Origin of the sequence: Mycetocola sp. 2940 (genome assembly GCF_040548835.1) — a bacterium.
Taxonomy (GTDB): domain Bacteria; phylum Actinomycetota; class Actinomycetes; order Actinomycetales; family Microbacteriaceae; genus Mycetocola_A.
The window spans coordinates 369,733-383,318 of the sequence record NZ_JBEPSK010000003.1; the positions used below are offsets into that span (position 1 = coordinate 369,733).

At 67.0% G+C, this 13,586-nt stretch carries 16 protein-coding genes; 4 read left to right on the forward strand and 12 right to left on the reverse strand.

What is annotated here, in order from left to right:
* Positions 1 to 17: 17 nt before the first annotated feature.
* From ABIE24_RS06565 to ABIE24_RS06575, 3 genes are all read right to left on the reverse strand, one after another.
* Positions 18 to 446: a transferase gene (locus ABIE24_RS06565; RefSeq protein WP_354497946.1), complete on the reverse strand. Its 429-nt coding sequence runs from the start codon at positions 444 to 446 to the stop codon at positions 18 to 20.
* A 120-nt stretch (positions 447 to 566) separates the two neighbouring features.
* A complete protein-coding gene (locus tag ABIE24_RS06570; RefSeq protein WP_354497948.1) occupies positions 567 to 911 on the reverse strand; it encodes a hypothetical protein in 345 nt (114 codons plus the stop codon).
* A 378-nt stretch (positions 912 to 1,289) separates the two neighbouring features.
* The gene (locus ABIE24_RS06575) at positions 1,290 to 2,204 is read right to left on the reverse strand and encodes a DUF4097 family beta strand repeat-containing protein (RefSeq protein ID WP_354497950.1); all 915 of its coding nucleotides are present in this window, start codon (positions 2,202 to 2,204) and stop codon (positions 1,290 to 1,292) included.
* A gap of 216 nt (positions 2,205 to 2,420) precedes the next feature.
* On the opposite strand from ABIE24_RS06575, the gene ABIE24_RS06580 reads away from it, so the two are divergent.
* The gene (locus tag ABIE24_RS06580) at positions 2,421 to 2,792 is read left to right on the forward strand and encodes an ArsR/SmtB family transcription factor (RefSeq protein ID WP_354498129.1); all 372 of its coding nucleotides are present in this window, start codon (positions 2,421 to 2,423) and stop codon (positions 2,790 to 2,792) included.
* A complete protein-coding gene (locus ABIE24_RS06585) occupies positions 2,789 to 3,268 on the forward strand; it encodes an SRPBCC family protein (protein ID WP_354497952.1) in 480 nt (159 codons plus the stop codon). The genes ABIE24_RS06580 and ABIE24_RS06585 overlap by 4 nt, the downstream gene beginning before the upstream one ends.
* Positions 3,269 to 3,336: 68 nt before the next feature.
* Here ABIE24_RS06585 and ABIE24_RS06590 read toward each other — a convergent pair whose 3' ends face one another.
* The 7 genes from ABIE24_RS06590 to ABIE24_RS06620 form a co-directional block, all read right to left on the reverse strand.
* Positions 3,337 to 4,356: an SIS domain-containing protein gene (locus ABIE24_RS06590; RefSeq protein WP_354497954.1), complete on the reverse strand. Its 1,020-nt coding sequence runs from the start codon at positions 4,354 to 4,356 to the stop codon at positions 3,337 to 3,339.
* Positions 4,357 to 4,379: 23 nt separating this feature from the next.
* Positions 4,380 to 5,207: a PfkB family carbohydrate kinase gene (locus tag ABIE24_RS06595; protein ID WP_354497956.1), complete on the reverse strand. Its 828-nt coding sequence runs from the start codon at positions 5,205 to 5,207 to the stop codon at positions 4,380 to 4,382.
* A 4-nt stretch (positions 5,208 to 5,211) separates the two neighbouring features.
* Positions 5,212 to 6,411 (reverse strand): NAD(P)/FAD-dependent oxidoreductase, encoded by a 1,200-nt coding sequence (locus ABIE24_RS06600; RefSeq protein ID WP_354498131.1) that lies wholly within the window; start codon positions 6,409 to 6,411, stop codon positions 5,212 to 5,214.
* Positions 6,405 to 7,478, reverse strand: coding sequence for a Gfo/Idh/MocA family protein (locus tag ABIE24_RS06605; RefSeq protein WP_354497958.1), 1,074 nt, complete (start codon positions 7,476 to 7,478; stop codon positions 6,405 to 6,407). The genes ABIE24_RS06600 and ABIE24_RS06605 overlap by 7 nt, the downstream gene beginning before the upstream one ends.
* A complete protein-coding gene (locus ABIE24_RS06610; protein WP_354497960.1) occupies positions 7,478 to 8,248 on the reverse strand; it encodes an amino acid ABC transporter ATP-binding protein in 771 nt (256 codons plus the stop codon). Before ABIE24_RS06610 ends, ABIE24_RS06605 begins: the two co-directional genes overlap by 1 nt.
* The gene (locus ABIE24_RS06615) at positions 8,245 to 9,039 is read right to left on the reverse strand and encodes an amino acid ABC transporter permease (RefSeq protein WP_354497962.1); all 795 of its coding nucleotides are present in this window, start codon (positions 9,037 to 9,039) and stop codon (positions 8,245 to 8,247) included. Before ABIE24_RS06615 ends, ABIE24_RS06610 begins: the two co-directional genes overlap by 4 nt.
* A gap of 73 nt (positions 9,040 to 9,112) precedes the next feature.
* The gene (locus ABIE24_RS06620) at positions 9,113 to 9,994 is read right to left on the reverse strand and encodes an ABC transporter substrate-binding protein (protein ID WP_354497964.1); all 882 of its coding nucleotides are present in this window, start codon (positions 9,992 to 9,994) and stop codon (positions 9,113 to 9,115) included.
* A 194-nt stretch (positions 9,995 to 10,188) separates the two neighbouring features.
* On the opposite strand from ABIE24_RS06620, the gene ABIE24_RS06625 reads away from it, so the two are divergent.
* Positions 10,189 to 11,265, forward strand: a complete 1,077-nt coding sequence (locus ABIE24_RS06625; RefSeq protein ID WP_354497966.1) for a LacI family DNA-binding transcriptional regulator — start codon at positions 10,189 to 10,191, stop codon at positions 11,263 to 11,265.
* Between the two features lie 6 nt (positions 11,266 to 11,271).
* On the opposite strand, the gene ABIE24_RS06630 is transcribed toward ABIE24_RS06625, so the two are convergent.
* Positions 11,272 to 11,517 (reverse strand): putative acetyltransferase, encoded by a 246-nt coding sequence (locus ABIE24_RS06630; protein ID WP_354497968.1) that lies wholly within the window; start codon positions 11,515 to 11,517, stop codon positions 11,272 to 11,274.
* A 215-nt stretch (positions 11,518 to 11,732) separates the two neighbouring features.
* Between ABIE24_RS06630 and ABIE24_RS06635 the strand changes: the two genes are divergently transcribed.
* Positions 11,733 to 12,500, forward strand: coding sequence for a VOC family protein (locus ABIE24_RS06635; protein ID WP_354497969.1), 768 nt, complete (start codon positions 11,733 to 11,735; stop codon positions 12,498 to 12,500).
* A 30-nt stretch (positions 12,501 to 12,530) separates the two neighbouring features.
* Here ABIE24_RS06635 and ABIE24_RS06640 read toward each other — a convergent pair whose 3' ends face one another.
* Complete coding sequence (locus tag ABIE24_RS06640; protein ID WP_354497971.1) at positions 12,531 to 13,541, reverse strand: PHP domain-containing protein; 1,011 nt, start codon at positions 13,539 to 13,541, stop codon at positions 12,531 to 12,533.
* Positions 13,542 to 13,586: the final 45 nt, after the last annotated feature.

The following is a 13,586-nucleotide window of genomic DNA, read 5'->3' on the forward strand; positions in this document are numbered from 1 at the left end:
ACTCGGCTTCAGTTCTCCTAAGCGGCCCGGCCCATGTCGCTCTTGCGTGGCGCCCGGGCCCGCTGCGGCCCGTCGACGACGGCTCCGGTCGGGATGGTGCTGTCGCGGGCGACTCGCGCACCCGCGCCGATGCTGGCCTTCGCGCCGATGCGGGTGTGGCTGCCGATCTCGGCACCGACCCCGATGGCAGCACCGGCGCCGACGTGGACGTTGGCGCCGATGAAGACCCCGGCGGCGAGGATCGCGTCGCGGTCGATCCAGCTTCCGGCGCCGATCCAGCCGCGGCCGGCGATGTGGGCGCCGGGTTCGACGTATGCGGTGGGCTCGAGATACGTCGTCGGGTCGACCGTTGCCGTCTGGGCGACGAATCCGCGGCCGTTGCGGTGGCGGCGGTACTTTGCGATCTCGCCCGCGCGGGACTCGATCTCCTCGAATACTTTGCTCATATTCCCCTTCGGCGCACTCCGCAGTTGAGACGGATTTGTGCGCTACCGACATCAACACCGCAGGTCAGTGCACGATTCCTACTTTCAGCGTGCTCTCAGGTGGGGTGCCGGATCGCAGCGCTAGCTGTCGATTTTCTCGAGGAGCTTCTTGAGGGCATCCCGGATGTCGTCGTAGTCGTTCTGGCCGGCCCGGCTCTCGGCCGAGATGACGCCGCAGCGATGCACCTTCGTGAAGTCTCCGATCGGAAATTTGTAATGCCCCTTCGTGTCGCGGGGGTGGTCGTCGTCGACCCCGAGGTACCAGTGCGAGTAGTCCGTCCAGCTGTGTTTGTCGAGGAAGGTGTTCTCGTCGTCGGCGCTCGGGGCGTGCTCGCTCCAGTCGTCGCGTTCGTCGCGCTCGACTTTGCCGTCGGCGATCAGCTTCTTCGCCTGGCGGAACGCCGGCTGGTTCAGTTTCACGGTCATGGTGGCTCCTTTCTCCGTTTCAGCCAAGCGGCGCCGTGTCTCCCGCGCAACCCGTCGCCGCGGGATGGCTCCCCGGAGCGGGGTGCCGGGTTGGGCGGCGGATGGCGCAGGTTGGGCGGCGGCTCCCGGCGGCGCGGGTGTTTTGGCGTCGCGCGCGAGCAATTGCGGGCGCGCTCGGCTAATCGACCCGCGCGGGACCGCCCCGACCAGCGGATGCCGCCCGCCACCCCATCGGTCACCAGCGGATGCCGCCCGCCCCACCGGCCGCCGCCCCACCGGCCGCCGCCCCACCGGCCGCCGCCCCACCGGCCGCCGCCCCACCGGCCGCCGACGACACCGGATGCCGCCCCGCCGGCCGCCGATGACAGCGGATGCCGCCTACCGGCTCCGCGACGACGTCTCGATTGTGATGCCTCCGTTGGTCGTGCCGGCCGTGATGGTGCGCGTCGCCCGGCGGTCGCCCGGTACGTCTTCGGTGTCGACGCGCCCGTTGGTGGTGTTGGCGTCGATGAAGTACTCGGTTCCGTCGTCGGGTACCTCGATGTGGATCGCACCGTTCGTGCTGTTCGCCGTCACCTCGTCAGGCGCCTCGGCGAACGACAGTTGCACGGCGCCGTTCGTCGTCTGAGCCCGCACTTCGGTCGAGGCGGAGTCCTCCAGTTCGATCCGCCCGTTCGTCGAGCGCAGCACGAGAGCGCCAACCGACCGGTCCACCTCGATGCTGCCGTTCGTCGTCGACAGGGTCAGCTCGCCGGTCAGCTCCTCGGCCGTGATGGCGCCGTTCCGCCCGCTCACCGTCACGTCGAGGTCGGCAGGAAGCGCCACCTCGATTCGCACCCGGCACCGGTTGAACAGGAACCAGCCGCCGGGGCATCCGCCGCGGATCTCGGTCTCCCGGCCTGATTCGGTGGCCGTCAGGGTCGGCCGGGCTCCGGAATAGTCTCCGCGCATGGTGGCGTGGATCTCGTTGTCGTCGCTGTCGGACAGGTGGATGGATGCGTTCGGAGCGTCGACGAGGAGGCTGGAGGCGGCATCCACGTCGAGTGTGTCGCTGACGGGGTCGCCCCGGAATGCGTTGAGGGCGCCGATCGACCCGCCGGTGATGAGCCCGATGAGGACCAGCGGGATGCCGACGGCCAGCAGGACGATGAGCCCCGTCGACATCCCCTTTCGGGGCGGTGGTGGCGGGTACTGCTGCGGGTACTGCGGCGGATACGCCTGCTGCGGGTACTGCGGCGGATAGGGCTGCTGCGGCGGGTATTGCTGCGGCGGCTGTTGCGGTGGGAGCGTCATGGCGAACCTCTTCTCTCCAGTGATGTGCGAGGTCGGGTCCCGTTTCGGCCTAGGGTAGCGAGCGTCCGGCCCCGCCGGGAGGGGGTCTGTTGCACCTTCTCTCGCGTTCGAAGTGGCGCGACGGATGCCGAGAAAAAAGTGGGATTCAGGGCTTGCCGAGCGGAGCATCCGCGGTTACATTATCAATCAGTTAGTTGATCAAGGAGTTAGTTGACCATGAATCCTACGACGGATGCCGATAACCGGCTCGATCGCGCATTCATGGCCCTCGCGGACCCGGTACGCCGGGCGATCGTCGCCCGCCTGAGTCGCGGCCCGGCGACGGTGAACGAACTCGCTGAACCGTTCGCGATCTCGAAACAGGCGGTGTCGAAGCACATTCAGGTGCTCGAACTGGCGGGGCTCATCGGCCGTTCGAAAGACGCTCAGCGCCGGCCCGCGCACCTGGTGCCCGAAGCGCTGGAGCAGCTCACCGCCTGGATCGACACCTATCGGCTCACCACCGAATCAAGCTTCCGCCGGCTGGACGCCGTCCTGGCCGGCATGACAGAAGTCACCACCCCACAGAAAAGAAAGGAAGAGAAATGACGAACCCCACCACCATCACCATTCCGGAAGGACTGCCGTTCATCGAGATCGTTCGCGAGTTCGATGCTCCGGTCGAGGCCGTGTTCCGGGCACACACCGACCCTGAGCTCGTCAAGAACTGGCTCGGACCGCGGGGCTACGAGATGGAGATCGACCGTTGGGACGTGCGCCCCGGCGGTAGCTACCGCTACGTGCACCGCGACGGCGATGACGAGTACTGGTTCAACGGCGTCGTGCACTCGGCGTCGATCGAGTCGGGCATCGTGCAGACCTTCGAGTTCGAGGGCTTCCCCGGCGTCGTCAGCCTCGAGTCACAGAAGCTCGAGGACCTCGGCAACGGCCGCACGCGGGTGATCGGGCACAGCGTGTACCCCACACTCGAAGCCCGTGACGGCATGGCGGAGTCCGGCATGGAACAGGGCGTCAACGACGGCTACGAGCGACTCGACGAGTTGCTCGCGAAGGTCTCGGTCTGACCCTGACGGATGCTGCGCCACACGAGGGCGGGACGGACTCACTTCCGTCCCGCCCTTCTTTGTGAGTCCTAGTACGCGAATTGCCACATGTAACGTCGGCCCTCGAGCGCATAGCCGCGGACGGCGGCGTAGTGCGCCGCAAGCCGGAACATGAGTGTGTAGAACACGACCGGAGCGACGAACGCCCGCTGGTCGGCGGGCACGCCCGGCAGGTCGAGGTCTCGGCTGTCGACGTAGTGCGTCTGGCCGCTGTACTGGTCGAGGAACCGCTGGGCGCGTTCGGCCATCGGACGAGTTTCGTCCTCGCCCAGGAACACGATGCTCCTCGTTTCGGCGTCGAAGACCTCGAACGGTCCCTGGAAGAATTCGTCCGCGTTGATGGTGGCCGCGTGCATCCACTGCATCTCCTGGAGGAAGCAGCTCGTGAAGGTGTTGCCGGGTCCGACGAGCGGGCCCGAGGCGATCAGGTAGGTGACGGGAACGTCCTTCATGTCCTCGGCGATCTGAGCGGCCTGGCCCTCGAAGCCTTCGATCGCCGCGTCGATCGCCGCTGGGAGGGCCCGCAGGGCGTCCAGCCTGCCGGTGACGTCAGCTCCCTCACGCCGGAGAATCGCCAGCGCGAGAAGCTGGAGGACGATCTGGTTGCCCTCACCCGACTGCGAGACGAACGCCGTTTCCACGGTCTGCGCCAGCGGTCCGTCCTGCTTGAGTGTGACGGCGGCGACGGACGCACCTCGCGAAGTGGCCCATTCAGCAGCACGCACGGTCTCGGGCGTGTTGCCTGTGCCCGACAGTACGACGACAAGCGAGTCCGGTCCGACGCTGGCGGGCGCGCGGAAGTAGAACTCGTCGGAATTGATGGCGACGGACGGGATGAGGGAGTCGCGGTCCATCACGTACTGCGCAGCCTGGAGACCGACGAGCGACCCGCCGGCCCCGACCCAGAACACCCGCGTGGGCGTCTGTTCGAGTCCGGAGACGAACCCGTCGATCGAGTCCCAGAGACCGAGCGCGTGGGTCTGGGTGGCGGAGATGTTCGCGGGTGCCGGTGCGACCGGCGACGGACCGACATAGGTTCCATTTGTCATGGGTGTGCTCCTTGCTTTTGTTGCTATGAGGTGATGTGAAGGGGAAGTTGGAGGTCAGTTCCGAAACCGAACGCACCCGGCCGGGTGCAGGTCGCGGCCGCCGCCGCCGCGGCATCCGGGAGGAATGCACTCGGATCCTCGCCGCGAAGCAGCCCGACCAGGACCCGTGCGATGAACGTGTCACCGGCCCCGAGGGTGTCGATGACACTGGTCGGCGTCGCGGCCGACAGCCAGGTCTGGGTGGCGTTCGCGAGAATGGCTCCCCGATCACCGCGGGTCACGAGGGTCCACTCGGCGCCGGCAGCCGCGCTGGTGTCGAGCAGTTCCCGGAGCTGGGCCTCAGTCAGATCACCACCCGAGAACGAGGCCAGGAAGCACAGGCCCGCGACGGATGCGACGTGGCGGGCCTCCCGATGCGTCGAGAAGTCGTACGAGAGGCGCGTGGCCCGCGAGAACTCAGCGAGGGAGTCGTCGAGGCCGCTGGAGAATCCCACATGCACGGCGTCGAAATATTCCGCGAACTCGAGGTCGTTTGTATCGGGTTCGATCTCTGACACGCCTTTACCTGAGCTGAGGAAGACGCGGTCCCCGTCGACGTTGCCGATCACGCAGTACGCCGTCTGGCCCTCCTCGATCCGTAGCCGCTGGAGGTCGACGCCCTCCGCAGCAAGCGCGGCACGCAGCAGCGACCCGGCGGGGTCGTTCGCGACCGCTCCGATGTAGGCGGTGTCCGCACCGAAGCGCGCAGCGAAGACTGAGACGTTCACACAGTTCCCGCCCGGGTACATCAGGGCGCGGTCGAGGTAGCAGTCGACGACGTTGTCGCCGACTGCGACGATGCGAGGAGGCATGCCGCTACGGGGCCGGAACGCTGAAGCGGGAGAGACGGAACGTGCGCAGCAGCGGGCTCGGCGTGCCGCTGACGATCTCCTGGGCGACGAGCTCCCCGAGGATCAGCCCGAGGGTGGCGCCGCTGTGGGTGAACAGCACGTGCAGCCCGGGGATCTCCTCGACCTGCCCGGCCACGGGTTCGCCGTCGCCGGGAATGGGCTTCGGGCCGACGCCATAGCGGTCGAGTTCCAGCGACGGGTGGCCGGCGAGCACGGCGGATGCTTCGGCCAGGAGTCCCGCAATCGTGTCGTCGTTCACCTGGTACGACCCGTTGCCCAGGTCGACGACCTCCTCCTCAGACCAGCCCGAGTCGAGGACCAGCGTGCCGTTCGGAGTGGGGCGCACGGCCACACGAGGGGTGTTGAGCACCGCCCGGAGGTCGGTCTCGACTGCCCGCGTTGTGAGCAGGAGGGAGATGGGCGTCTGGTCTACGACCCGCACGCCCAGTTCTTCGAGCGCGCCCGGCACCCACGGACCTGTCGCCAGGACAACGGCATCCGCGTCGTGCACATCGCCTGCCGCGGTTCGCGCGCCGGTTGCGCGGCCGTTCGCAGTCTCGACCGTCACGCGGCCGACGTTGTCGTGCACCGCGCCGCCGGCGGCACGGAATTCGGTCAGCAGGTGCTCAATGAGCGAAGGAAGGTCCACCCAACCCTCACCGGGGTTGAAGATCGCGCCTTCCGGATTCACCGACGCGGCATCCACACCCGGTGTCCACCGCTCGATTTCGTCGGGCCGAAGCCAGATGGAGTCGTAGCCGATGGAACGCTCGTGCTGGTACCGGCCCGCATAGCTTTCACCGGGGGACGCCCAGGTGAGGCCGCCATCGAAACGGAGGAAGCGGCTGTCGCCGAGCTTCTGCCCGAGAGTGCGGTAGCGATCGATGCCGGCCATCCGCAGTGCGTGATATTCCGGTGAACGTTCACCGGCTGAGTTCAACCAGGACAGTGACCGGCCGGATGCCCCGGACGAGATCGATGACTCGGTGAGCAGGGTGACGGATGCCCCCGCCCGGGCCAGGTGGGTGGCGGTCGAGACGCCGAGGACTCCGCCGCCGATGACGACGACGCGGGGTGAGGAAGTGGGGTTTGTCATGATGTCCTTCGTGGTGAGAGAAGAGTGGAGGCGCTGACAACGCCGGTGTGATGCGGGTGTGGTCAGGATGCAGAGGAGGTCGCCGGGGCAGGGTCTGCGCTGCGCGGGTCGGCAGCGACCGCCCGGATCCGCTCGATCAGTTCGATGACCCGGAGCGAATCGTGCGGGTCGACCGGGAGCGGGTCGCCGCGGAGGAGAGCATCCGCCAGCAGCGTGTAGAACTCGTCGTACGACCCGCGCCGGGCGGGCACGCCGACGGCGTCTGCGCCGATTCCAAGCTGTCCCCACGCCGATTCCGGTTCGACGCCGTAATCGGGGTCGGCGGGCGAGGCGCCGCCGACCAGTCGGGCTTCCTGCAGATCCAGGCCCCATTTGGTGTACGCGGACTGAGAGCCCAGCACGCGGAAGCGTGGGCCGCCCTGCCCGGCGACCGAGCTCATCCACAGGTGCGTTCGCGCTCCGGAGACGTGCCGCAGCGCGACGAAGGCGTCGTCTTCGGCACTGTTGCGCGGGTTCCGTACGTCCAGTTCGGCCCAGATCTCGTCGACCTCCCCGAACAACCGGAGCGCCTGGTCGAGAAGGTGCGTCCCGAGGTCGAACAGGATGCCGCCTCCGTGGTCCGCCGTCGTCGTCGCCTTCCATTCTTTCGACGGTGTCGGCTTCCACCACTCGAACCTCGACTCGAAGCGGTGCACGTCGCCGAGGGCGCCGTCGGCGACGAGGTCCTGGAGGGTCAGGAAGTCGGCATCCCACCGTCGGTTCTGGAACACGGTGAGGGGAACGTTCTTCGCGACAGCCCGGTCGATGACGGTTCGGCCCTCGGCGGATGTCGCGGTGAACGGTTTGTCGACGACCACGGCCAGTCCGGCGTCGATCGCGCGGAGAGCGATTTCGGCATGGGTCTTCGGCGGCGAGCCGATGACGATCAGATCGAGGTCGCCCGCCTGGTCGAAGAGGTCGTCGACGGTGGGGACGACGCGGGCCGTCGGATGCTGCGCCCGCGCGGCATCCGATCTCACCGGGTCCGACGTCACGATCAGGTCGACCGAGAATTCGGGGTTCGCGGCGAGGAGCGGACCGTGGAACACGCGACCGGAGGTCCCGAAACCGATGATGGCCGTTCGGATCGGGGCCACTAGAGCACCTCCGACAGGAACAGCCGCAGCCGCGGGCTCTTCGGTTTGTCGAAGAGGTCCTCCGGGCGTCCGGCCTCGACCACCTTTCCCGCGTCCATGAACACGACCTGGTCGGCGACCCGCCGGGCGAAGTTCATTTCGTGCGTGACGACGACCATCGTCATGCCCCGCTGGCCGAGGGAGGCCATGAGGTTGAGCACGCCCTTCACGAGTTCGGGGTCGAGCGCACTCGTGACCTCGTCGAAGAGCATCACCTCTGGTTCCATGGCCAGGGCGCGGGCTATGGCAACCCGTTGCTGCTGGCCTCCGGACAGGTCGCGTGGGCGGTGGTGCGCCCGGTCCGCCAGCCCGACTTCAGCGAGGCGGTCGGCGGCGACGTCAAGTGCCTCCTGCTTGCCCAGACCCTTGACGGTGCGAAGGGCGAGCGCCACGTTCTCGAGGGCCGTGTGATCGGGGAACAGGTTGAAGTGCTGAAAGACGAGGCCGATCCGGCGGCGAAGGATGTCCGGCTTCACCGCGAGCGCACTTTCGCCCGCGAGAAGCACATTGCCGCTCTTCGGTTCGTGGAGCCGGTTGATTCCGCGAAGCAGCGTCGATTTGCCGGAGCCGGACGGCCCGATGATGCAGGTGGTCGTTCCCGGTGGAACGTTGAGGCTGACCCCGCGGATGACGTCGATGTCTCCGTAGGCCATGGACAGGTCGACCAGCTCGAGGCTGGAACCCTGGTAGACGACTCCGTCGGTGACGGGGACGGGCGATGTGTACGTCATGTGTTGCTCCCATAGGTCAGGGCGACCGGCGTCTGCGGCTGAAGTTCGTCGACTTCGTCGAGTCCGCTCTTCGGCGGTGTGGCCTTGCGTCGCCCGGTGCGGAACCGGTTGTCGAAGTAATTGACGAGGTGCGTCAACGGGATGGTGATCATCAGGTAGAAGAGGCCGGCCATCACGAGCGGCGACAGGTTTCCGGTGAGGACCGCGGCATCCTGGCCGACGCGGAAGAGTTCACGCTCGCTCACGAGGAGCCCGAGGAAGTAGACCAGGCTGGAGTCCTTGACGATCGCGATGAACTGGTTGACGAGCGCCGGCAGAACTCGCCGGATTCCCTGGGGCACGACGACAAGGCGCATCGCCTTCCCGTAACTCATGCCGAGGGCGCGACACGCCTCCAGCTGGCCGCGGTCAACGCTCTGGATGCCCGCACGGAAGATCTCGCCGATGTAGGCCGAGGCGATGAGGCTCAGGGCGAGAATGCCGAGGGGGTAGGGGGAGGGACCGAACAGCGATTGGCTGAACCGCGCGAAGCCCTGCCCGATGAGGAGGATGGTGAGGATGGCCGGGAGCCCCCGGAAGATGTCCGTGTAGATCCGCGCCGGAATGCGCAGCCACCGTGAGGTGGAGATCCCCATCACGGCCACGATCATGCCGAGAACGACACCGATGACGGTGGCTGCGATGGAGATGATGAGGGTGTTGACGAGGCCGGTGCCGAGCAATTGCGGCAGCACGACGATCATCGCCTCGAAGTCGAAGAAGGTTTTGACGATGTTGTCGAACCAGTCCATGGGATTCTCTCAGTCGTGAAAGGTAGAGGGTGGTGCGGGTATCCGCGTGAGGTCACGCGGATACCCGCAGCGATCAGGATTCAGGCGTCGGGGTCGACGTCTGTTCGGCCTTCGGCAGGTACTGCTCGGGCATCGGAGAACCGGGGAACCACTTCTCGTAGAGTTCCTTCCAGGTTCCGTCCTCCATCGCCTCGGCGAGACCCTCGTTGAGGGCTTCCACCAGCTCGGTGTTGCCCTTGGCGACGGCGAACCCGGCCGGGGCGTCGAAGGACGGGATGTCGGTGACGCTGACGAGGCCGAACTGTTCGATGTATGCCTTCGCCGACTCGTAGTCGAGGAAGTGCGCCTCGACAGTGCCGGTGTTCAGCGCGGAGATCGCCGAGTTGTTGTCGGGGAATCGCACCAGTTCGGTGTCGGGGAAGTTCTTCACGGCGTAGTTCTCCTGGAGGGTGCCCTGCACGACGCCCAGGCGCTTGCCGTCGAGGTCGTCCTCTGATTTCACCGAGGAGCCCTCGGTGCTGAGGATGGTGAGGTAGCCGGCGAGGTATCCGTCACTGAAGTCGACAGTCTGCTTGCGATCGTCGGTGATGCCGATCGCGGCCACACCCACGTCGTACTGCTTGTTGGCGACGGCGGCCAAGAGGCTGGAGAAATCCTGTCCCGTGAAGACAACCTTGTCGATGCCGACACGGTCCGCGACGTCCTTGAACAGCTCGACGTCGAAGCCGGTGAACTCGCCCTTGGCGTCGGTGAACGTGTAGGGCTTGATGTCACCGACGCTGGCGACGCGAATCTCGCCGGGGGTGATCAGGTTGTAGGGGTTCTCGTCGGTGCTGCTTGCTGCTGCTCCGCCCCCGGTTCCCCCGCCTGCTCCGCTGCAGGCGGAGAGGGTGAGGGCGACAGCAGCGGCGGCTGCGAGGATCGCAGCCTTGCGACGAATGACTTGGTACTTCACGGCGGTTCCAATCGAGGTGGGTCGGGTTGCTGGGCCGTTGAGCGACAGCTCTGTGGCTCTGGATGCTGATGGGTTTTGGGTCTTGCGGTGAGTCCGGACTCATTTGCTAAAGTGAGTCCGGACTCAATTGCTTGAGAAGGAACCTACATCGACCCCGCAAGGGTGTCAACACCCATTTTTCGGAAAGGGCGAACATGGTCGCTTCATCACAACGTCGTCGGGAAGTGACCGTCGCCGACGTCGCCAGGGAGGCAGGCGTGGCGAAAGCGACGGCGTCCCGCGCTCTGGGCAACTACGGCGCCGTCAGTGACGACGCCCGTGACCGGATCCTTGCCGCCGCGGAGGCGCTCGGATACCGCCCCAACGAGCTTGCCCGCAGCATGAACACCGGAAAATCGAAGACGGTCGGCGTCGTCGTCGGTGACATCGAGAACGGTTACTTCGCGCTCGCTCTCCGCGGGATTTCGGATGCCGCAAAGCGCGCCGGCTACGACATCATCCTCGTGAACACATCGGAAGACGTCGACGCTGAAGTCGATGCCGTCCGGCTGCTCCTCGACAAGCGGGTCGACGGAATGATCGTCGCACCGGCATCCGCTTATCGGGTCGACCACCTGCGCGACGTCTTCGATTCAGGCCGTCCGCTCGTCTTCCTCGACCGGCAGGTGGAAGGCCTGCCGGCATTCTCCGTCGGTGTCGACATCGCCCCGGCTGCACGCGCGGCGACAGCCGCCCTCATTCACGATGGGCATCGGCGTATCGCCTTCGTCTCCGCCCTGGGGACCGACGGGGATCGCTACAGCGGGCTGCCGCTCGGAGTTTCTTCGGTGGCAGATCGCCTGGTCGGCATCCTCGAAGGACTCGAGGAAATCGGCATCCCCGCCACGCCCGACCTGATTCGATACGGTGCGGACGGCCTGGAAAAGACCCGTGCGGTGATCGCTGACCTCATGGCGCTGAGCGATCCGCCGACGGCTATCCTCATGTCGGACAGCCTCGTCGCTCTCAACGTGCTGCTCGCGCTGCGTGAACTCGGGATTCAGGTTCCGAAGGACGTTTCCGTCGTCGCCTTTGATGACTTCGACTGGGCTGCGCTCACCAACCCGCCGTTGACCGTCGTGGCGCAGCCGATCTACGAGGTTGGCGTTGCCGCCGCGGACGTCCTCATCCGACTGATGCGCGGGCAGACCCCGGAGGAGACAACGGTCCGGCTTCCGGCGTCGCTGGTGCGGCGGGACTCGATCGGCCGGGTGGCGGTCGCCGGGAGGTAGTCCCGGTCAGACCTCGGCGCGGCGCCGACTCCGCGGCTCCGGCGGGGGCGGCACCTCTTTGGCAGCGATCACCGCGCTGAAGGCAATGGTCTCGAGCCCGCGCTTCGTCGCGACCGCGCAGTGAGTGTCGTCGGCGCGGAGGAACCAGCCGAGAGCATCCGTCGCCTGACCGTCGGCAAGCTGATGCCGCACGACGACGCGGGTGCCTTCGGTCGTTCCGCGGAGGAACGCGACCGCCTCGTCGCCTAACATGCGGAATCCGGGGTGAGCAGCATCCCTCCAGCCTGCCATGCGCTGGCGCAGTGTTCGCAACCTCGGAGATCCGGCGCCGACGGGGCCGATACGGGCGCATAACGGCTTGCAGCCAGCGATTTTCCGCAGTTGCGAACGGCGCCTGACCCCTAGCCGACCCGTCGAGCGGCGGCGTACCCTGATCTCGCCATTCACGTCGAACGAGAGGACACCCCATGCCTGACATCACGGTCACGACTCCCGGCGCACCCTGCTGGCTCGAACTCACCACTTCCGACCCGGCCCGGTCGCAGGAGTTCTACAGCGCCCTCTTCGGCTGGGACGCCGCAACCGGCGACGAAGTGCTCTACGGCGGCTACGTCAGCTTCAACTCAGGCAATCGGCGCGTTGCCGGGGCGATGAAGAAGCAGGACGACGCGCCCTACCCCGACACATGGTCCGTGTACCTCCTGACGACGGATGCCACCGAAACCGCCGCCGCGATCGCCGAGGCCGGCGGGACGAACATGTTTGAGCCGATGAGCGTTCCGGAGATGGGCGTGATGGGATTCGCGACCGACGCCACCGGCGCCACCGTCGGCTACTGGCAGTCGGGGCAGCACACGGGGTACCAGGTGGAACGGGAGCATGGCGCTCCGGTGTGGTGTGAGTTGCTCGCCTCCGACTTCGACAAGGCTGTCGAGTTCTACGAGAAGGCGTTCGGCTGGACCCTCAAGAACGAGGACACCGGCGATGACTTCCGCTACATGGTGTTCGAGAAAGACGGCCAGCAGCTCTGCGGCATTTACGACGCCGCCCAGATGCTCGCCGGTGAGCCGCCCACCTGGGCCGTGTACTTCGGGTCGTCGGACGTCGACGCGACGGTTGCCCAAGCCCTTGAACTCGGGGCGACGATCAAGGACGAAGCCACCGACACCCCGTACGGCCGCATCGCGACGTTCACCGACCCGACCGGGGCCGTCTGCCGGGTGATGTCGATCTGATCGCGTCGACGGGTGCCGCGGGTCGAACGGTCAGGCGGCCCATTCGAGCAGGCGGTCGACCGGCCAGGTGGTCACGATCCGCTCGGCCGGGATGCCGTGCGCCTCGGCCCGCGCGGCGCCCAGATCGATGAGGCCGAGTTGTCCCGGGGCGTGCGCGTCGCTGTCGATGCTGAACAGGCATCCGGCGTCGCGCGCGATCGCGAGCAGGTCGTCGGGCGGGTCCTGCCGCTCGGGGCGGGAGTTGATCTCCACGGCGACATCGTTCTCGGCGCACGCGGCGAAGACCCTGGCCGCGTCGAAGGTGGATTGCGGTCGCGTGCCACGGCTGCCCTGGATGAGGCGACCGGTGCAGTGGCCCAGCACGTTGGACTGCGGATGCCGGATGGCCGCGAGCATCCGTCCGGTCATCTCGGCCGAGTCCATCCGCAGTTTCGAGTGGACGCTGGCGACCACGAGGTCGAGGCGGTCGAGCACCTCGTCGGACTGGTCGAGTTCGCCGTCGAGGAGGATGTCGACTTCGATGCCGGTGAGCATCCGGAAGCCGTCGAACGACGCGTTGAGGTCGTCGAGCTCGAGAAGCTGCTGCTCGAGGCGCTCGGTGCTGAGTCCGTTCGCGACCCGGAGCGACGGCGAGTGGTCGGTCGCCACCAGGTACTCGTGGCCGAGCCGCTCGGCGGTGCGCGCCATTGAGGCGAGGTCGGTGGTGCCGTCTGACCAGGTGCTGTGGCTGTGCAGGTCGCCCTTGAGTTGCGCCCGTAGGGCCTGGCCGGTGTCGGTGACCGGGCCACCGATCCTCTCGCGGAGGTCGGCGAGGTAGTCGGGGACGCTGCCGGCGACGGCCTGCTCGATCACCGTGTACGTGGTCGAGCCGATGCCCTTGGTGCGCTTGAGGCGGCCGTCGGCGACGCGGGCGGCGATCTCGTCGTCGCTCAGCGGCGCGATCGTGACGAGTGCGGCGCGAAACGCCTTGGTCTTGAACGGTGAGGCGAGGTCGCGTTCCAGCAGGTAGGCGATCTCGTCGAGCGCGTCAGTGGGTCGCATGGTCACTCCCGGGCTGGTTCATGGCACGAGCGTACGGCACCCGTG